General features: G+C 46.0%; 14 protein-coding genes, 1 tRNA gene and 2 pseudogenes. 11 read left to right on the forward strand and 6 right to left on the reverse strand.

The annotated features are described in order from the left end of the window. Positions 1-50: 50 nt before the first annotated feature. Both QUA02_RS06265 and QUA02_RS33565 read left to right on the forward strand, forming a co-directional pair. Positions 51-341: a hypothetical protein gene (locus QUA02_RS06265; RefSeq protein ID WP_333026092.1), complete on the forward strand. Its 291-nt coding sequence runs from the start codon at positions 51-53 to the stop codon at positions 339-341. 44 nt (positions 342-385) lie between these two features. Beyond that, entirely contained in the window at positions 386-595 is a 210-nt protein-coding gene (locus QUA02_RS33565) for a type II toxin-antitoxin system RelE/ParE family toxin (protein WP_445305146.1), read from the forward strand. A gap of 58 nt (positions 596-653) precedes the next feature. Here the strand turns inward: QUA02_RS33565 and QUA02_RS06270 are convergent, their stop codons facing one another. After that, positions 654-3,380 carry an O-linked N-acetylglucosamine transferase family protein gene (locus QUA02_RS06270; protein ID WP_333026093.1) on the reverse strand — a complete coding sequence of 909 codons (2,727 nt, stop codon included), beginning with the start codon at positions 3,378-3,380 and terminating at the stop codon, positions 654-656. A 325-nt stretch (positions 3,381-3,705) separates the two neighbouring features. Here QUA02_RS06270 and QUA02_RS06275 point away from each other — a divergent pair, with 325 nt between their 5' ends. The 5 genes from QUA02_RS06275 (at position 3,706) to dpdE (ending at position 12,804) form a co-directional block, all read left to right on the forward strand. Beyond that, the gene (locus tag QUA02_RS06275; protein WP_333026095.1) at positions 3,706-7,017 is read left to right on the forward strand and encodes a calcium-binding protein; all 3,312 of its coding nucleotides are present in this window, start codon (positions 3,706-3,708) and stop codon (positions 7,015-7,017) included. A gap of 266 nt (positions 7,018-7,283) precedes the next feature. Beyond that, positions 7,284-7,355 (forward strand) — tRNA-Gly (locus tag QUA02_RS06280). A gap of 54 nt (positions 7,356-7,409) precedes the next feature. After that, on the forward strand, positions 7,410-8,357 hold the full coding sequence (gene trhO, locus QUA02_RS06285; protein WP_333026096.1) for an oxygen-dependent tRNA uridine(34) hydroxylase TrhO: 948 nt from the start codon (positions 7,410-7,412) through the stop codon (positions 8,355-8,357). A gap of 257 nt (positions 8,358-8,614) precedes the next feature. Then, positions 8,615-9,271 (forward strand): glutathione S-transferase, encoded by a 657-nt coding sequence (locus QUA02_RS06290; protein ID WP_333026097.1) that lies wholly within the window; start codon positions 8,615-8,617, stop codon positions 9,269-9,271. Positions 9,272-9,468: 197 nt separating this feature from the next. Beyond that, a complete protein-coding gene (dpdE, locus tag QUA02_RS06295; protein WP_333026098.1) occupies positions 9,469-12,804 on the forward strand; it encodes a protein DpdE in 3,336 nt (1,111 codons plus the stop codon). Positions 12,805-13,301: 497 nt separating this feature from the next. Here dpdE and QUA02_RS06300 read toward each other — a convergent pair. After that, positions 13,302-13,484: pseudogene (locus QUA02_RS06300) on the reverse strand (IS630 family transposase); the annotation flags it as partial. Between the two features lies 1 nt (position 13,485). Here QUA02_RS06300 and QUA02_RS06305 point away from each other — a divergent pair. From QUA02_RS06305 to QUA02_RS06320, 4 genes and pseudogenes are all read left to right on the forward strand, one after another. Beyond that, positions 13,486-13,728 (forward strand): annotated as a pseudogene (locus tag QUA02_RS06305) (sensor histidine kinase); the annotation flags it as partial. A gap of 57 nt (positions 13,729-13,785) precedes the next feature. After that, positions 13,786-14,166, forward strand: coding sequence for a response regulator (locus QUA02_RS06310; protein ID WP_333026100.1), 381 nt, complete (start codon positions 13,786-13,788; stop codon positions 14,164-14,166). 116 nt (positions 14,167-14,282) lie between these two features. Beyond that, entirely contained in the window at positions 14,283-14,660 is a 378-nt protein-coding gene (locus tag QUA02_RS06315) for a hypothetical protein (RefSeq protein ID WP_333026101.1), read from the forward strand. A gap of 259 nt (positions 14,661-14,919) precedes the next feature. Next, positions 14,920-15,354 (forward strand): response regulator, encoded by a 435-nt coding sequence (locus QUA02_RS06320; RefSeq protein WP_333026102.1) that lies wholly within the window; start codon positions 14,920-14,922, stop codon positions 15,352-15,354. 352 nt (positions 15,355-15,706) lie between these two features. On the opposite strand, the gene QUA02_RS06325 is transcribed toward QUA02_RS06320, so the two are convergent. The 4 genes from QUA02_RS06325 to QUA02_RS06340 all read right to left on the reverse strand — a co-directional run bounded on the left by QUA02_RS06325 (position 15,707) and on the right by QUA02_RS06340 (position 19,574). Then, positions 15,707-16,918: a pentapeptide repeat-containing protein gene (locus QUA02_RS06325; RefSeq protein WP_333026103.1), complete on the reverse strand. Its 1,212-nt coding sequence runs from the start codon at positions 16,916-16,918 to the stop codon at positions 15,707-15,709. A gap of 129 nt (positions 16,919-17,047) precedes the next feature. Next, positions 17,048-17,683: a Uma2 family endonuclease gene (locus tag QUA02_RS06330; RefSeq protein WP_333026104.1), complete on the reverse strand. Its 636-nt coding sequence runs from the start codon at positions 17,681-17,683 to the stop codon at positions 17,048-17,050. A 97-nt stretch (positions 17,684-17,780) separates the two neighbouring features. Further along, positions 17,781-18,368: a Uma2 family endonuclease gene (locus tag QUA02_RS06335; RefSeq protein WP_333026105.1), complete on the reverse strand. Its 588-nt coding sequence runs from the start codon at positions 18,366-18,368 to the stop codon at positions 17,781-17,783. 39 nt (positions 18,369-18,407) lie between these two features. Then, a complete protein-coding gene (locus QUA02_RS06340; RefSeq protein WP_333026107.1) occupies positions 18,408-19,574 on the reverse strand; it encodes a pentapeptide repeat-containing protein in 1,167 nt (388 codons plus the stop codon). Positions 19,575-19,749 lie beyond the last annotated feature (175 nt).

Genomic DNA, 19,749 nt, shown 5'->3' on the forward strand with positions numbered 1-19,749 from the left:
ATTTGCTAGGATAAAGTACAACTATCCTCCAACGAAAGGTCGAATAGACAATGGAAATCACCCTCAGCCAAGCGCAAACCCAAGTTCTCGAAACCCTGGTCAAACAAGGGCAATACCCTTCTTTAGAAGAAGCCCTCAATACCGCCTTGCTGTTACTGATTGATGATGCTGGGCTGCCCGATTCCGATCGCAGTCCAGAATACTTAATCTGGGTCCAAGCGACTCGCAAAAAAATTGACACCGCACGGGAACAAGCACAACGCGGTGAAGTATTAGAAGCAGGCGCGGTGCTTGCTCAACTGAGAGCTAAAGTGCAAACTGCCAAAGAATCAGCAGTATGAAACGTTTGGTTATTACGATTGATGCGAGTCGAGATTTATCATAAATTTCTAATTATTTTCTACAGCAAAGTATAGATGCAGGCGATCGCTTTGTCGAAGGATTTGGCAAAAAATGTCAGCATCTCGCTGACTTTCCGTATTTGGGGCGCTCCTATGCTCAGTTTGCTCCTGGTTTGCGAGGGATAGCGTTGATGGACTATATCATTTTTTACCAAGTTGTTGGGGAAGGTATTGAAATTTTGCTCCTTAATTAGTGGTTATCGTAATTTGCAAACTGTTTTTAATGAAAAATGAATCAAAAAGTGCGATCGCCTAAAGCCGATTCACTATTAGCATTTTTTCAAATACCGAACCCAAAGCAGCCGAATAAGCGCGACTGTCCAAAAACCTCGGTTGCTGCTGCATTTTTTGCTCGATTTCCTCCCGCTTTTGCTTTCGCAATTCCGTATTAGTTCCGAGTGCGACACTCAAGTTAATATAGGACTCTTCGCTGTCAGCAATTAAATCAAACAACTGGATGTCTCGCAGGATTGCCGCCCCTTGTCGGGAACGCAAATTATTCCCCTCTCTCACCACAGTAGGTAATCCAACTTCTAACGGATCTACCGTCGAATTTGCACCCGCGTAGGGATACGAATCTAGATAGACATCAGCCAGTTGTAACACTGCTTTCACATCCTCGCGGTTCGCCAGGGTATTTAATAAAATTAAACGAGTGCGATCGATACCGTATTTATCAAATATAGCAGACATTTTATTGATAAACGGCTGTTTGACGTAATCACCAGACCAGGTATTGCCGAAGGGATATAAAACCAGGACTGAATTAGGCACGGCTGCGATAATCTTTGCCCAAGTTTCCCTGAGTTCGGGAATTATCTTGAATGTATTAGCGCCGGAGATAAATACAACTGCTGTTTCGGAAATTCCTAAGCTTTTTCTATCAAACTTAATACTTGCTTCTGCTTTTTGGATGCTATAATTGAAGCAGAATCCTGTCCCGTCAAGCATTACTAACCGTTCGCGATATTGTGATTGCGCTGCTTGCAAAGGTTCGGTCAAATTGCCGGAAATGTAGTAATCGATGTTGCGGATGCCTGTAGTGACGGGAGATGCAAAATACGTTGCCTGTAACCGTGCTAGGCGGTGCAAAGCTAGTAAAATGATGTTTTGAGCTGCGTTGGTGACGATCGACCCTACAAACAAAATATCCAGGTCATCCGTGCGAATCATCTCGACTTGACTGCTAAGTTCCTGCGGCAACTTCACCAGTTTGTCGGTCCGACTTTGAGAGTATACATCCAAAGGGCGATCGCTCGCGTTGAGGACATATAAAATAATCTCAAATTTCTCTCTGTCTAAATGCTCAAAAGCTGGGATAGTCGTAAATGTTTCTGAAATGGGGGCGAAATTTGCTTTGAGAATGCCGAGGCGAATTTTGCCTCTGTTAGCGGGGCGTTTGTCAAAGGTGAAGTCAATCTGATGTCCCCTGGCTTTTAGGATAAATTCTAGAATATCCGAGCGCTTAGTATAAACATCTTTTAAGTTTTTTGTGCTAAAATAGAGGGGGACAAAGTTAACGGTGTCTGCAAAAATTAAAGCAACATTTTGCCAAATCTCTGAGTCGGGATTGCTGAAAACGCGACTGTGAACTAAATCTACTAATTGCTGCATATAGCTACAATAGTGCTCGACTTCTCCCACTTCTTGAAAATAACTGGGGAAGTAAAGCATAAACTCCAGCAAATCGTTAAAAAACCACTGGGGGACAGCAGTTCTACCATACTGCAACGGCAACTGCTCGGCCCGCCGATACAGCATCGCTGCTAGCAAATATTGAATAGCTTCAGCAGCTTCAAATCCTTTAGCAATGTATTGAGATAAATCCTCAACTTCCCGCTGTTCGGCATCAGTCAGAGGCTCATCTCTCATGCCGCTGGCTAATAGCATTTTATGCGCTTTTCCCGCACGGCCAGAATAGCTGTTTTGCAGTTTATCTGGTGGTGCGGACAGCCAAAATTCGGCTAGTTTATGGCGCGCTTGACGCAAATCTGTTAAGGCAGAGTCATGGGATGTGCTATGATAGCGATCGATACAACCGGACAGCCAAGTGAGAAATTGAGGCGACTCTGGGTTAAGCTGAAATTTGATAGTTTCCTGATGCAGTCGGAGGGATAAACGCTCTAGGGTTCCGCCATTTCGCGGCAACGATAATCTGGAAAAAGGACTGGGCAAGTCTGCTGCTAAATCTAGCTGATTTAGCATTTCAAAACATCCGCCCGATGTCAGATTGAGAACCTGAATTAGGGGATGGTTGAGCTGCAAGCTGCTCAGCAGTTGAGGGTTGTAAACTGACATCAAAGTATTTTTGATATCTTGTTCTTCTTTGTCTGAGGATTTCAGAGGCAGATTGAGCTTGGATTTTAATAATTCTAACACTTTGCCTGGAGATGCTAGCAAAGTATTCAAATTCACGAGCAGACATCGATTGTCATGGCGTTTATAGAATTCTAAGATGTGGCGATTATAAAATTTCCATATCTTTAAGCAAGATTCTGGGTTTTGTGAGAAAAATGGGATGTTCAACCGCAAGATTGAATCAGTGACATCCCAAGGATAGCGGTAAACAAATAGATAGCGAGCATTCGGGATGATTTGATTCCAGAAATCTAACATTAAACTGGTGCGCGGATCTTTCCAACCCCAAAGTTCTGAGTGGTGGGATCGAGATTTGACTAATTGCTTCGCAGGCTCTATATTAATGTTAAGTTTTTGGGCGTCTAGCTGTTCGCTTTCTGTCCAACCCCAATCGGGAAAACCCGTTTCATCAGAATGAGAGCAAGTTTGCAAAACTGTTCGCTGAAATTCTACAAAATCAATGTCTTCAAAGTAACCTTTGGGATTCCAATAGTTTCCTCTCAGGAGATTGTCTCCTAAGTCAAGACCTATTTTTTGTAGGAATGCCGCAGTGAGAGAAGTTCCAGAACGGTGCATTCCAGTAATAATTAGCACGGGAGAATTGGTTCCGATGTTTAACATTTATTACCTCATTGAGAATTAAATAGGACTTACGCATGGGAACCCAGAAACCGGGTTTTTTTGCATCATACTGCGTTACAGCCCGCAGAAACGGGCAAAAAACCCGGTTTCTTTAGTTTTGATGCGTAGTACGATCAGTTTTAAATACGCGATATTTTGAGCTAGTAAGCATAGCATCTTTAGTTGCAAATAAAACAAAACTTGCCTAAAAAAAGTTTTTTGGAAAATTTGCATAATTTTTGGGAAAAAGCACTGAGAGATAATTAGGGCGTAGTAGCTAAGTAAAATTAGCCCTCGCCTGTTTACACTAAGCAGGAAAAAAACATTGGCAGTATTTCTTGGTACATCCTCAGATGACATTCTCAAAGGCGGGTTAGGCAATGACAGCCTTTCGGGCCTCGACGGCAATGACTCTCTTATTGGTTCTGGCCCCAGTAACACCTTAGATGGCGGTGCGGGCAATGATACCCTCTTCAGCTTTGGCAGCGGCAGCCTCCTCTTGGGGGGAGATGGCAATGACTTACTTTATGAGGGTTCTTTTAGCTCCTCAAATACCACATTAGATGGAGGTGCTGGCGACGATACGATCAATGCCCAGTATGCGAATTCTGGCAACGTGCTGCGAGGCGGTGTAGGTAACGATCTCTATTTACCTCCACAAGGCAGGGCAAGCCTGATTCAGGACACCAGCGGTACAGCAGATCGGATGTTCGTTGCGAGCAGCCTCTCGAAGTATGCCAATGCCCCTTCTCTATCGCCTGGAAAGGCAGGATTTGCCCGACAAGGTACTAGCCTGCTGATTGACACCAACAGAGACGGGATAGCCAGGGCTGCCGAAGACGTTGTGATTTTAGACTTTTTCGGTGCATCGGCTACTGTTCCAGGTGCAGGCTTCATCGAAATCATCGATGGCGTCTCCAGTGCAGCAATCCTCGCTGCTAATCTCACTGAGGCTACGGTAGCACCTGGACTCACTGCACTCATCGGCACTCCCGGCAACGATAACCTCATAGGCACTGCCGGGGATGACAACATCTCAGGCTTAGAAGGCAATGACACCCTCGCTGGCTTAGATGGCAATGACACTTTGGTTGGCGGTGCAGGAAACAACAGCCTCAGTGGGGGTGGGGGCAATGACAGCCTGCTGGGCGACAACGGCAATGACACCCTGGATGGAGGCTCAGGCAATGACTTTCTGAATGCAGGTTTCGGCGGCGCTAATGAGAGTCTGGCTGGTGGCGATGGAGATGATACCCTGCAAGGCTTCAATTCCCCCACAACTTTGGATGGGGGCGCGGGCAATGACAAACTCTCTGGCGGCAACAACAGCCTCGTCTTAGGGGGAGATGGCAACGACTATCTCGGAGCCGGCGACAATAGCACTTTAGAGGGCGGTGCTGGCGATGATACGATCAATACCCAATATGGCGGTGGTGGCAAAGTGCTGCGAGGTGGTGCGGGTAACGATCGCTATCTTGTGTCGGAAAACAATTCAAGTCAGATCCAGGATAGTGGCGGTATCGATAATGTGTTGATCGGTTTTAGTACCTCAACCAACATTTCTCTGTCGCTGTCGCCGGGAATTCTGGGCTTAGGGCGGCAAGGTACCAGTCTGGTAGTTGATATCAACAAAGACGGGATAGCTAAGGCTGCGGATGACTTGGTGATTTTAGACTTTTTCGGTGCATCGCCGACTGTTGCGGGTGCTGGCTTCATCGAAACCATCAACACCCTCTCTGGTACCGCGATTCTGGCTGCTAATCTCACTGACGCTACGATAGCAGGCGGGCTCAATGTAACCACAGGAACTCCCGGCAACGATAACCTCATAGGCACTGTCGGTGATGACAACATCTCAGGCTTAGAAGGCAATGATACCCTCGTTGGCTTAGATGGCAATGACACTTTGGTTGGCGGTGCAGGAAACAACAGCCTCAGTGGGGGTGGGGGCAATGACAGCCTGCTGGGCGACAACGGCAATGACACCCTGGATGGAGGTGTCGGCAATGACTTTCTGAATGGAGGTTTCGGCGGCAGCGATAGTCTGGCTGGTGGCGATGGAGATGACACCCTGCAAGGCGGCGGCTCTTCAACTTTGGATGGGGGCGCGGGCAATGACAAACTCTCCGGCAGCGGCAGCAGCCTGCTCTTAGGGGGAGATGGCAATGACTCTCTCAAGACCTCCTATAGCAGCGCCAATAGCACCTTAGAGGGCGGTGCGGGCGATGATACGATCGATGCCCAGTATGCGAATACCGGAAATGTGCTGCGAGGTGGTGCAGGTAACGATCGCTATTATTATCTCTCGGAGAGCAAGTCGAGTCAGATTCAGGATACCGATGGCATCGATAATGTGCAAATAGGTTTCGGCACCAGCACAAACCTTTCCCTGTCGCTGTCGCCGGGAATTCTGGGCTTAGGGCGGCAAGGTACCAGTCTGATAGTTGATATCAACAAAGACGGGATAGCTAAGGCTGCGGATGACTTGGTGATTTTAGACTTCTTCGGTGCATCGCCGACTGTTGCGGGTGCTGGCTTCATCGAAACCATCAACAATCTCTCTGGTACTGCGATTCTCGCTGCTAATTTACCAGAAGCACCGATCGCACCCACACCCACACCAGTGGTGACAACACCAACACCAGTGGTGACAACTCCCACGCCAGTGGTGACAACGCCAACACCAGCGGTGACAACTCCCATGCCGATCGCGATACCCACGCCAGCTACCACACCCACGCCAGCTACCACACCGACACCGGCTACCACACCCACACCGGCAGTCGTTTTCACTCCCGCGCCGACTCAAACGATCGCACTTCCGATCGCACTCACAGTCACAAGCGCGCCCGCACCGACAGGCTCAGCGTCAGGGAACATCGGCAGCAACAGCAATGACGTGATTATTGCGATCGACGCTAACAGTCCCGTCTACGGCAACAAAGGCAACGACACCTTAATCGGCAATAGCGAAAACAACACATTCTTCGGAGGCAAAGGAGACGATGCCTTATTTGGCGACGACGGCAACGATCTCCTATTTGGCAACGACGGCAATGACACCGTGATTGGAGGCGACGGTAACGATACCCAGTTAGGAGGAAAAGGTGACGACGCTTTGTATGGCGGCGACGGTAACGATGCCATCAGCGGCGATCTAGGCAACAATACTTTAGCCGGCGACGCTGGTAATGACTCCCTGTACGGCGGTAAAGATAATGATGCTTTGCTCGGCGGTACTGGCAACGATTTCCTCTACGGCAAAGAAGGCAACGACATTCTCAGTGGTGTTGACGGCACTGCTGCTAATCCAGGGCGCGGCGAAATCGATACCCTGATTGGCGCAGAAGGCAACGATACTTTCTTGCTGGGAGATGCCACCAAGTTCTACTACAACGATGGCAACGATACCGCCACTGGCGCAGGCGACTACGCTTTGATTGTCGGTTTCAACCCGACTGAAGATATCCTCCAACTTCAAGGCGCTCCCAGCACTTATCAGTTAGGTGCTTCTCCGACAGGATTGCCTGCTGGAACCGCTATTTTCAAGAAGACTGGGAGCTCGGAGGAATTGATTGCGATCGTCCAATCAGTTTCTTTCCTGGCTATTGACAGCACCTCTTTGCGCTTCGTCTAACGGCAAAGTCTCGATCGGCGGTTGAAACCGCTTAAGAGTCAAATAAAGTCCCTCTCTAAGAGACTTAGAAATTTAAGTTAGATTAAGTCCTGCCTTTGGTGCAGGACTTTTTTGTCGGGTGGAGGGGCGATCGGCTGCCGCCCAAAATTGATTGTCAAAATGGTATACTCAAAATCAGAAAATAGTTGTATGATGTTTATCTAGTCATTTTTTACTGCGACGCCTCAAATGTTAAAGAAGGTAAAAGCAGCTAAAAAACACTAAGCGCGGGCGTAATTCAGCGGTAGAATGTCAGCTTCCCATGCTGAACGTCGTGGGTTCGAGTCCCACCGTCCGCTTTGACTGAATTTTCATATAATTATGAAAATTAATTAGTGCTATCAATTCAATCTATGGCTTATTTCTTAACCGCTGCTTTATATAAGTTCGTTGAACTGCCGGATTTTGCCGACCTGAAAGCACCGCTACTCGATTGTTGCAACAACAACAACGTCAAAGGCACTATCTTGCTGGCCCAAGAAGGCATCAATGGCACTATTGCCGGTTCGTCCGAGGGCGTACACGCAGTGCTGGCATTCTTGCGCAGTGACCCGCGTTTTGCCGATCTGGTGCACAAGGAATCTTTCTCGGAAAAAGCACCTTTTTACCGCTTGAAAATACGCTTGAAGCGCGAAATCGTCACGATGGGAGTACCGGACATTAATCCCTGCCTCATGGCTGGCAAATATGTTAAGCCTGATGAATGGAATAAGCTGCTTGACGATCCCGATGTTGTCGTGGTTGATGTTCGTAACGACTTCGAGGTATCTATGGGTACTTTTGAAGGCGCTATTAATCCAAAAACAAAAAGCTTTTCCGAGTTACCTGAATGGGTGCTGCGGGAAACTGCTTTACGCAATAAACCCAAGGTGGCAATGTTTTGCACGGGTGGTATTCGCTGCGAAAAATCTACTGCTTTTTTACGCAGTCAAGGTTTTGATGAAGTCTATCATCTCGAAGGCGGGATTTTAAAATATTTGGAAACGGTGCCGGAAGCAGAAAGTCGTTGGGAAGGTGAATGTTTTGTCTTTGATGAACGTGTTTCTGTTGGTCAGGGGTTAAAGTCGGGGAACTATGAGCTTTGTCGCGGTTGTCGTCACCCGATTAGTCAGGAAGATCAGGCTTCTGAATTATTTGTACTTGGTGTGAGTTGTCCTCATTGTCATGACTCGAAAACTGAAACCAAAAAACAAGCCTTATCTGAACGTCAACGTCAGATTGAGCTGGCTAAGCGTCGCAACCAAGTACATATAGGCGCGCGCTACGATGCGAAGGAAAAAGTAGATGGTGCCTGCGACTAATAGTATTAAAACTAAGCTCAAAGAAACCCGGTTTCTACGAAAAATCTGGTTTGGCGACGAGAAATATAGGAAGAAACCGGGTTTATGACCCGGAAAACCCGATCGTGCGATCAACTAATTATATTGTTTCCGGTTGCATCACAATAATAAAATCGAGTCAACAGTTAACACTCAACCATTCAGTTTTTCGACCCCTCCTTCTACAGTCAACAGTCAACAGTCAACAATAATTCCGGTGCAACCGGAATTGATATAATATGTCAGCAACATATCCGATTTTGTATTCCTTTCGCCGCTGTCCCTATGCTATGCGCGCGCGCTTGGCCTTGATGGTTAGCAATCTGGTGTGTGAGTTGCGGGAAGTTGTTTTGCGAGACAAACCACCAGAGATGTTGGAGGTATCGGCAAAAGGTACAGTACCAATATTGATTGATGTTGACGGGCGCGTACTCGATCAAAGTATCGATATCATGTTGTGGGCATTGAGACAAAACGATCCTGAAAAATGGTTGATGCCACAGCAAGGTTCTCTTACAGAAATGCTGGAACTAATCGCTCTATTTGATGATAGGTTTAAATATCATCTTGACCGTTATAAGTACCCCGATCGTTATCCCGGTGTTGATGCCCAAGTACATCGTTATGAAGGTTCTTTATTCCTGGAAAAACTCAACTCCCAGTTAAGCGCCACTAAATATTTATTTGGTAACAATGTAGCATTGGCTGATATGGCGATCGCACCTTTTGTTCGTCAATTCGCTCATACCGATCGAGGTTGGTTCAACGAACAGTCTTGGCCGCACCTACAAGCTTGGTTAGCAGGGTTCACAGACTCAGAAATTTATACGAGTGTTATGCAGAAATACCCGAAATGGGAATCCGGTAATGCAGGCGTTATTTTTCCTTCCTCGTAATTACTTATTCTTATTCGCTGCCAGCATATTTATTAACTTCCCAAAATGTTATTTACCATGCTAAACTGATTGTTTTGAGAATACTAGATTTACTGTCATTTGACTATAAAAATGACGCAGGCAAAAATCGCCTTTTGCTAATTTTTTTAACGTGAAAGGATTTGCTGTATTCTAGTAAATGTTATCAGGCTAAAACTATGATTGATGTTGGTTCGTTAGTTCGATCGCCCAGAAACGATTTGGGAGTCGGAAAAGTTGTCGAGGTATCGCGTACTGATGCCGTAGTTGAATATTTTTGCTCAGTTAAAAACCGCATCCGCAAAACTGTGCCATTGGGTTTGCTGCAAGAAGCTAGACTTCAGCGCCAAACCCGCTGCTACCTCTGGAGTACAACTCAGGAAAGATGGATAATTGGGCGAGTTTATGACTGGGATGAAGATAAATTAGAGTACGAAATTGACCTCCCCGACAGCCAAAGTTTGCAAGCTGTTGAAACCGAACTTTACGTTCGCTGCAATATCCCGATCGCCGATCCGATCGACATTTTAGCAGTCAAAGGCCAAGAAACGCCGTATTTTCACGATCGCCGATTGGCATTCGTTCAATCTGCGATCGAACAGCGGGCCGTCAGCCGCGGCATGACGGGTTTAATTTCTGCTAACATAGACCTCTATCCGCACCAAGTTGAAGTCGTCCGGCGCGTCCTAGAAGACCCAATCGTGCGCTATTTATTGGCGGACGAACCAGGATTGGGAAAAACAGTAGAAGCCGGGACAATTCTCCGCCAATTTCTGCTAGATGAACCCAACGGACGCGCTTTGGTACTGGTTCCGAAATATTTGCTCGAACAGTGGCGGCAGGAGTTGGAAAATAAATTCTATTTGTCTCATTTTGCTGACCGAGTGCAGCTTGTTGCTGTTAGCGAAATCAATCAAATTAGCCGCAACGCCAACCTAGATTTTCTGATTGTTGATGAAGCGCATGATGTGGCGGCAATGGCACATTCAAGCGATCGCGCTCAGCAGCAGTCCTTTGAACTTTGTCAGAAACTCGCTCAGAAAAGCAAAAATGTATTGTTATTATCTGCAACGCCAGTTCTCGGCCGCGAGCAAGATTTTCTAACGATGCTGCACTTGCTAGACCCGACAACTTACCGTCTTGATGACCTGGAAAGCTTCAAAGAACAGGTGCAAAACCGTCAAGAAATCGGCCGCGCTTTGCTGGATTTTCGAGAAAATGCCAAGCCTGCTGTTTTGCAAACAAAACTCGCTCAACTCCGCACTCTTTTTGCAAAAGATGATTATTTAATCGGATTAGCTACTGAGTTAGAAAGTTGTTTGAAAACTAAAGAAACAGCAGAACAGGCTCGCCTTGTCCGAACTATTCGCACTCACGTTAGCGATACCTACCGCCTGCATCGTCGCATCCTTCGCAACCGCCGCGATGCGGTGGAGGATGTGATTTTCGATCGAGATGCTGTCCCCAAAACCGAGTACGATCTGAATGATGAACAGTGGTCGGAAATTCAAACTGTACTCGATAAATGGCGCACAGTCGCTCCCAAGTCGAGCGAGTATCAGAGAATTTTTCTGCTGTTTTTCCGCGCTTCTGGTACTTGGCTGAATGTTTTAGAACGGGTTGTCAAAGCTCGCTTGCAGAAAAAATCGACTCCAGAACTCGATCGCGAATTTGGACAAAATGACACGGCAATTTTGACCAAAACTGCACTGTTTCCCGAAGAAAAGGAAATCCTGGAAACCTTGCTCAATACCCTGGAAAAGCCCCAGGAAGGACTCGATCGACTGAGTTTGTTACGAATCGCCATTCTCCGATTTCTCGCAGTTGCTTTGAAGGTGCCGCGCGAGTATCACAGCAATCCTCGCGATTTGCTGTCGAGAATTCAACAGCAAATTAAACGGCCGATTCCCGGCGAGCGTTTCCCGAAAATTGCGATTTTTACCAGTTTTACGGCAACTTGCAAAGAAATTGCGGAAAATTTAGCTAAAATATTTGGTAAAAAGGCGATCGCCAGCCATGACACGAGCAAATCGGCTGATGATGTTGAGGCTAGTCTCAAGCGGTTTAAGACTGAGCCGCATTGTTTTATCTTAGTGTGCGATCGATCGGCGGAAGTAGGGGTAAATTTGCAATTGACAGATTGGTTAATTCACTTCGATTTGCCGTGGTTTCCCCATCAGTTAGAACAAAGACTGGGCAGAGTCGATCGCATCGGCAGCAAAATGGGAGTGCAATTTTGTTTGTTTGCAGGCCCGGATATGCCGGAGAGTCCCCACGAAGCTTGGTTTCAAGTTTTAAAAGATGGGTTTGATATCTTCAACAAATCTATTGCCAGCCTTCAGTTTTATGCTGAGGAAAAAATTCTCAAACTTGAAGAAAAGTTGTTTGCTGAGGGAGGCAAGGGCTTATCCAGCGAAATTGAAGCGATTAAAACTGAAATCGAACAAGAGAAAATCAAAATTGACGAACAGTACGTTCTCGATGAAATTGATACTCTTGATGACAGTGCATCTCAGTATTTTGAATCTCTCGACAACTGCGATGCTAAGCATAAAGAAATGCAGCGGGCTACTGAAGGTTGGTTGTGCCAAGCTCTTCACTTCAAACAAATCGAACATCCGAGTGTATCGGGGCTGCTGCGCTATCAACCTACTCAAAAAACGTTGATTCCGTCGAACGATTTGAGAACCAGATTGATTCCTTATTGCCAGCAATATGGCAGTTACAATCGCCGTATTGCTTATCAGAATGCGGATGTCGCTCTTTACCGCATTGGTGAGGGATTGATCGATGCACTTAGCTCTTATATTCGCTGGGACGATCGCGGTCAAGCTTTTGCCATGTGGCGCCATGATGAAAGTTGGGATGCTGCGCCTGGGATGGAGTGGTTCGGCTTCCAGTTTAATTATTCAATCCAGACTGATGTGCAGCCGGCCGAGCAAGTTTTGCAAGCACAAAACATCGAAAATTACAACTTGAAAGCTTTGCAGCGCCGTGCTGATGCTCTGTTTCTCCCAACTTTTGAAACTGTGTTTGTAGATGCTCGTACCGAGCCGATGTCTCTGGTGGAAGATGCGGAAATTATGGCGGTTTTGCAGCGGGCTTATAAGGGGAAAGGCGGGCCGAATCGGGATTACAATTTGTCGAAAAATCGAACGTCGCTGATTGACAGTTTTGTCGATCCGCTAGAATGGGATGATTTTTGTCAAAAGGGACGGGTGGTATCGGAGGAATTGCTGCGCGGGCGATCGGCTTTTGTGGAAATGTGTAAGAGTTCCGCTGTCACTGCTGCTATCCAACTCGAAAACCGGGTGAATCAATTGCAATTGCGCTTGAATCGACTTTCTAAATCCGAACAACTTTTAGAATCGGTTTTAGCTGATGAAATCAATACCGAAAGTTTGTTGAGTGAAGCGGTTTTAGCGGGAATTCGCCGCCCGCACATGACTCTTGAGTCTGTGGGATTTATTGTAATTTCTGGGCGTCCTCCTGTAAAGTCGGAGGATGAAGGATAATTTGTTTGGAAGTTCGATCGCTCTTTTTGAGGGCGATTCCCTTTGGGATAGCTTCGCTTCACGCTTTTTTTGAACCGCAGATGCAGGCGGATAAACGCAGATGAAGGAAAGGGCTATCCGTTTTATCTCAATACGGTTCAGTTAAAACTATTTATTCCTCGGAGATCCCCCTAAATCCCCCTTAAGAAGGGGGACTTTGAGTAAGCTCTTGTCCCCCCCTTTTTAAGGGGGGCTAGGGGGGATATAGCTTAACTGAACCGTATTGCGTTTTATCTAAACTGCGGAAGTGACAGCAATTTTTAGGTGATGGGACTGCAAAAAGGGTAAGATAAAAACAGTAGTAATGAGTAGCAGTGATTTAGTTAAAAGCCACGCTTCGGCCTGACATCAAAGCCCGTCGATCGCATGGGAATTGAACAGCACAGTCAAAATGAAGAAGTCTCCGATAAAAATTCTACTATAGCAATCCTAAATGATTTTCTATATCTAGAGCAATCCTAAATAATTTTCTGTGTGTAAGTATATTGACGTATTTTGGGGAAATCAAATTTATGTTCGTTAGTAAAAAACTTAAACAAACATTTGACAATCTTAAAAGACCTACATAAATACCAATACTTTCTTAAAAAGTTTTTAGCTTGTAACCAAATATCTTCAACGGGATTCTGTTGGGGAGCATTAGACTTTGTGCTGTTCCAAGTTAGCGATCGCGGGCGAGGGATTCCAGCAGATAAACTAGAGCTGATTTTTGGGCGATTTCAGCAAGTCGATGCTTCTGACTCCCGCGAAAAAGGAGGCACCGGTTTAGGTTTAGCAATCTGTCGCAGTATAGTTGAGCGGCATGGCGGCAAAATCTGGGCCGAAAGTATCTTAGGTGAAGGCAGCACATTTTGCTTCACCCTACCCTTAGCCATCATTGAATAACGCTTAGATTAATCTGTAGCATCCATCCCAAATCCAAAATCTCCAATCCAAAATGCCATGACTGACAGACAAATTCTAGTTGTTGACGATGAAGAACACCTTCGGGAACTTGTCCAGGCCTGCTTAGAAGATTTAGGCGGATGGAAAACAGTGGGGGCAGGATCGGGAGAGGAATGTTTACAAATACTGCAAATACAACAACCCAACGCTATTTTGCTGGATGTATCTATGCCCGGAATGGATGGGTTTGCTGTCTGCGAGCTCCTTCAGTCCGATCCGATTACCCGATCGATTCCAGTGATTCTGCTGACAGCGAAAGTTTTGCCCAGCGATCGGGCTAAATTTGCCCAGATGGCGGTAGCTGGGGTAATTGCCAAACCGATCCAACCCATCACCCTGACGGAAGAAGTAGCACAGATTTTGGGATGGGATAAATAACTTTCACCCTTTTTGTCAATTTTTGTAACAATAACCGAATCTTGACCAAATCCTTACCGTTGCTATTTAGTCTCGTGTTATGCAGCTAAAAGTTCTTTGCATTAGGAGGAGACTCAATGAATGCTTTTCAGGCTTTGAATGATGTAAATCAGGATCTCGCAGGTTCATTTTCCGGTTTGCCCGCTGGTTGTCAGCAATCCACAGTTGGGATTGCTCATACAGAGGAAACACCGATCGCAGGTATTAAAATTCCAGAAAAGGATGTGACACTTATCCTTAAAGTTCACATTTATGACATTCATCTTGTCAAATTGAATCTCCACATCACTCCAGAAACTGTTTTAATTCAAGGTCAACCTACCGAAGCGGCTGGAGTAGAAGGTTATTTCTTATATCTTGCACCATTCTCAATTAGCCTTTTAGGAACAGGCTTTCCGGCCTGTTCCACAAGAAAATCTACTCTTTGTGGAACGGGCCGGAGAGCCCGTTCTTGAGAATGGTGCAAGATGTGAGTTATTTCCTTCCTAGTGGATTTCAAAGTCTCATCCCGTTGCCCCACCGCGTACATCCTGAAACCTATGACACTGAAATACACTCGGATGGTTTAACAATTCAGCTTGCCAAAGACTTGAGAGTTCAGCCATCCCAAGTTCGGATTCAAGTCTCAACTGCAAATTTGAGCGATTGCTTAAAGATGTGTATTTGAACCCAAATTGGCAACCGAAAAATGGATTTCTAATCAACCCAAATAAAATGAACACTTTGCAAGTAGCTAATTATGATGGCAGTCTCCTGCCCGAAAACAAGAAGATAGGGAAACAAATTCTCATCGTTGATGACCAAGAACACCTCCGCGAACTGATACAGTTGTGCCTGGAAGACATCGCGGGATGGAACACCCTGGTGGCCGAATCAGGACAAGAATGTTTACAAATCCTACAAACAGAACGACCTAATGCTATTTTGCTGGATGTATCAATGCCGGGAATGGATGGGTTTGCTGTGTACGAGATCCTCCAATCCGATCCCATAACTCGATCGATTCCAGTGATTCTGCTGACAGCAAGAGTTTTGTCAAGCGATATGGCTGAATTTGCCGAAATGGGTGTTGCTGGGGTAATTCGCAAACCATTTGAAGCCACTACCCTGCCGGAAAAAGTGGCAGAGATTTTGGGATGGGATGATTGACACTCCCCGGTCTGGCAGACGCAGGATTCTTAAGACTTTACAATCTTAATATCCCTATTAGTAGGCTTCCCAAACTCACCCTGGGGGCGTAACAATCCCGCCAAAAACCCAGACAGGGTTACTATTTTACAGGCTGTTCAAAAAAACAAATGAAGCGAGTGTTGGCAAGAAATGCCTGTTTACCCTCTTAACAGCTACGGTTCATCGTTCTCTATAAATTTATTTACAGAGTTAAGGATTAAGAAGCAACTTTTTTCAGAGGCGATAGTTTTAAGGTGAAATTCCCTCGCACAGGCGTCAGGCTCGTGCCACAATGGAGGCGGAGGAATAAAAGGGATCTCGCACTTACCGACTAAACCTCTTCAAAAATTGCGCCTCGCTGCTGTAGATTCACCTGCATCTCCTCATCGATTCCTGAATTGTTCCCGAATCTGGCTGACTCGACATTCGCACCGCTGAAATTAGTATTTGTTAAGTTCACTTCCAACAGATTGGCGCCGCTCAAATTGGCACCGCTGAGGTTAGCTAAAGCTAGACTTGCTTTGTGCAAATCTGCGCCGCTTAAATCAGCATTTCCTAAGAAAGCGCCACTCAAATCTGCACCGCCGAATTTGGCATTTTGCAGGTTGGCGTCGCTGAAATCGGCATCGTTTAAGGTTGCACCCCGGAAATTTACCCGATCGAGATTTGCGCTGCTAAAATCCACTGCACTTAAAGTCGTTCCGCGCAAGCTGCTACCCGCGAAATCCTGTGCTGGATTGAGATTGGCAATTTTTGCCAACTCCACAAAGTTGTCTGTTTCAGCGGAGATAACGCGATCGACCATTTCCTGCAATTGGGCTTCAGCTTCCGGGACAATTTCCACCTCGCGCTGTTCAACCGGAGGCAAATTGTAGGACAATAGCGCCCAACTGAGAGCAGGTTGGAGTTTATTTGCTTGCAAGTATACAGTCAGGATTCTTTCTAAAACTGAATGTTGATTTGGCGTGATATCGTGCGGCCACAAACCCTCCGCATCTGTTAGATAAATATCTTCTTTCGCAACTTCAAAAGCCGCTGCCATCCGAAAATTTTTGGCAGCTACTTCTCCCAGCTTAGCACTTTTTAGCAAACCTTTTAATACTGATTTGCCTTGTTCTACTGCAAAAATCCAAGCGGGCGTTTTATCATCGTTGATTGTGGAAACGTGACAAAATATGCTCTCTGTTTCCTTAGTTTTTTCCGCCTTCTCCCCGCCCTGAACTCCCCGCTGACTTTCGGTTACTAAATTTTCTGCACTGCTTTGAATGGCCAGGGTTTCTTCTATTGGCAAAAGCTTGAAATCACCGACTAACTGACGCGATGCTACGGGAATTTCGCAGTTTTCTAGATAAAGCTTGAGCGTCCCGCCTTGCAGACCAAATTTGACGCGACCACCTAGCAGGGGTTCCCAATACTCGTTAAAATTCAGGCTCAAGTGAATGTCGAACTGCTGGGTTTGGGCTGCAACCGATGGCACTGGAATTGCTTCTAACTGCATCCACAAGCAATCTGGGTATTTATTGTAAGACTCTAGCGATCGCATATCGGTAGAAGTGCTGGCTTTGCCAGACTGTAATTGATATTTAAATTAGTTTATCATCTCTAATCGATCGCAACACAGCTTTTTTTGCTGGTTTAAATTGTAAATTTTGTTTAATTATATCCGGCCTCATTAGTTTTGCTGAATTTGGCTTTTTACCCAAGTCCGAAATGCTTTCACTAATTCCAAATAGTCCATTGTTTCTGCTTGTTCCAAAAATCTGACAATCTCTAAAACAGCCACGCTGGGAAATGCTAAACTGATCTCGCACTCAACGTATTCTCCATTTTCAAATCTGTTGATTCTGAGCCGCGATCCATTATAAATCCAAACTTCCGGCACTCCCAGATCCGCATAAATCTGCAAGCTATTTTCCGAACGGCTCGTAATATCAATTTCTACCACTAAATCCGGTGGCGGATCTTGAGTCAGGTCGATTCTTTTTTTGCCTTTAACTACACTAAGATTTTGGATGTAAAAACATTCATCCGGTTCTTTACCGCTAAGTTCAGGACGCTTGAAAGTTGTGGAACCAAGAGGTTCAATTTTTACCTCTAATTCTTCAGCTAAGGTTTCCACAAATCGACCCATTACTTTTTTGAAACGTTCGTGTTCTGGGGATGGTACCATAATTTCAAGATTGCCGCGATTATATGTCAGTCGAATTTGCCGATCGCCGATTTCGGCAAGCAAAGTTTCGTAGGTTTGCCAACTAATCCCCGATAGCTGGACGCTTTGTTCTGGCCGAGCGAGAGTTTGAGCAGTCATAGGGCTACTTTGGTGAAGAGTTCGATCGCACTCTTGGATTGTATCATCAATCCGGGCGATGGCTACGCCCCGGCCCAGGCCTACGCACTCCTCACCTTCACTCACCCATCTGCGCCGGAAATACCGCAGATAAATCGAGAGACAAATCTGGGAAACCTGGAATTACCACAACCTCATTCGGCAAAACCACTCGTTTGACTCGATAATCGAAACCACCTCTTTGTTTTTGATAAGGTTCGCTGTGCATTTCCAGTTGAATATCTACCAAATTAAATATCCAATAATCAGAAATTCCCGATTCAGCATAGAGAGATAACTTGGTTCTCCTGTCGTACTTCAAAGTAGAATCTGAAACCTCAATGACCAACAAAATATCAGCAGCTAAAGGATGAGAAGATAAATAATTGTCAGAACGATTGCGGGCGATCGCAACATCAGGCTCTGGTTCGCTATCATCAGACAAGGTAATTGGGTCTTGACCGCGCACGATCGCTCTTTTTCGCAGCAGCGGGTACAACTCTCCTAACAGCAGCGAATTACAAACAGAGTGAAACGTACCTTTTGCAGCCATTTTGATAATTTCTCCGCGAATCAATTCAACTCGGTCATCGGGGGCGAAAAATCCCAGTTCTCCCAAACGGTGATATTCGGCGATCGAAAATCGTTTTGCAGTTACGGCAGTCATAGCTTTTGTTACCCTCTACAATTACCAACATTCCCCATTCTACTCAAAAATCCCGCCCCGTGTCCTCAACTCAGTTTTCACCGCTTCCGAAATCCCCAAACAACCAGCAAACCTCGCATTTTCCACCACGGCATTTTTCAAATCAGCGCGACTAAAATCAGCACCGTTTAAAATCGCACCGCTCAAATCTACACCGCTCAAATCAGCATTTTTAAAATTAGCGTCAGTCAAATTTGCATCTACTAAAATCGCATTCGGTAAATAAGCACTGCTCAAATTTGCGCCGGTTAAATTTGCACGGCTCAAATTGGCCCGGGGCAGCTTTGTTCGCAAATCTGCACCGCTTAAATTGGCGCTGCTGAGTTCAGCATCCCGCAAATTAGCATTGCACAAATTAGCATCAATTAAAATAGCAGCGCTCAGCAAAGCACCGCTGAGATCCGCCAAGGTCAAATCTGCACCCCGGAGGTTGGTTTCGCGCAAATCCGCACCGTTAAAATCAGCGTAGTGGAAGTCAAAACCGCTTAAATCAGCCCCTGCAAAATCCTCGACGGGATTCAAACCAACTATTTCTGCAAGTTGTACAAAACTCTTATTTTTATCGGTTAAAAACAGTTCCCGCACGATCGCCAATTGCTGCTGTCGGTACTCGTCGGCCTTCTCGTAATCTGCTAAATACTTGTAAGCGAGCTTCAAACTCTTGAGAGCACTGCGCTCAACGCGATCTTCCTTGCTGGCGCGCGCGATCGACAACTGCTGCTGATAACATTCGATCGCACCAGGCAAATCTCCCTTAGCATCGCAAGCTAGCGCCAAATTGCCCAAAGCTTCGAGCTCAGAGCGCCCGTCGCCAGTCTCCCGCGCGATCGCCAAACGCTGCTGCTGGTAATCAATAGCACCAGAAAAATCAGACAGAGCACAGCAAGCATTGCCCAAATTTCCCAAAGCATTCGCCTCTCCCCGGCGATCGCCAATTTCCCGCGCTAACACCAAATGCTGCAGGTAGCAGTCGATCGCCCGATCGTAATTCAAGAGCGCTTCGTAAGCTACGCCCATATTACCCAGCGCCGCACCCGATCGCCGCTTATCGTCCATTGAGCGATAAAGCGCCAGCGCTTGCTGCCAACAATCCAGCGCCGCCTCAAATTTGCGCGCCTGATATTGCGAAATCCCCTGCTTGATTAGGTCGCTAGCTTGTTCGGTCATACTGTCAAAATTAGTTAATAACTAAAGTTGATATTAATCCGTAATCGGTAATTAATAATCGGTAATCGGTATGGCTCATATCGTTTCCGGTGGCATCGATCGGAATAATATATTTGGATAATGTCAGTGCGAGCTTAAGAGCTCGCGGCGTGGCTCGCGAGCTCTTAAGCTCGCA

The sequence above is a fragment of the Microcoleus pseudofavosus SVA1_A4 genome, from assembly GCF_036700565.1.
GTDB lineage: Bacteria > Cyanobacteriota > Cyanobacteriia > Cyanobacteriales > Microcoleaceae > Microcoleus.

Bases quoted from the DNA above. Each gene is read 5' to 3' on its own strand.
- QUA02_RS06265 (WP_333026092.1), top strand. From the start codon at position 51: ATGGAAATCACCCTCAGCCAAGCGCAAACCCAAGTTCTCGAAACCCTG.
- QUA02_RS06270 (WP_333026093.1), bottom strand. From the start codon at position 3,380: ATGTTAAACATCGGAACCAATTCTCCCGTGCTAATTATTACTGGAATG.
- trhO (WP_333026096.1), top strand. From the start codon at position 7,410: ATGGCTTATTTCTTAACCGCTGCTTTATATAAGTTCGTTGAACTGCCG.
- QUA02_RS06290 (WP_333026097.1), top strand. From the start codon at position 8,615: ATGTCAGCAACATATCCGATTTTGTATTCCTTTCGCCGCTGTCCCTAT.
- dpdE (WP_333026098.1), top strand. From the start codon at position 9,469: ATGATTGATGTTGGTTCGTTAGTTCGATCGCCCAGAAACGATTTGGGA.
- QUA02_RS06310 (WP_333026100.1), top strand. From the start codon at position 13,786: ATGACTGACAGACAAATTCTAGTTGTTGACGATGAAGAACACCTTCGG.
- QUA02_RS06315 (WP_333026101.1), top strand. From the start codon at position 14,283: ATGAATGCTTTTCAGGCTTTGAATGATGTAAATCAGGATCTCGCAGGT.
- QUA02_RS06320 (WP_333026102.1), top strand. From the start codon at position 14,920: ATGAACACTTTGCAAGTAGCTAATTATGATGGCAGTCTCCTGCCCGAA.
- QUA02_RS06325 (WP_333026103.1), bottom strand. From the start codon at position 16,918: ATGCGATCGCTAGAGTCTTACAATAAATACCCAGATTGCTTGTGGATG.
- QUA02_RS06330 (WP_333026104.1), bottom strand. From the start codon at position 17,683: ATGACTGCTCAAACTCTCGCTCGGCCAGAACAAAGCGTCCAGCTATCG.
- QUA02_RS06335 (WP_333026105.1), bottom strand. From the start codon at position 18,368: ATGACTGCCGTAACTGCAAAACGATTTTCGATCGCCGAATATCACCGT.
- QUA02_RS06340 (WP_333026107.1), bottom strand. From the start codon at position 19,574: ATGACCGAACAAGCTAGCGACCTAATCAAGCAGGGGATTTCGCAATAT.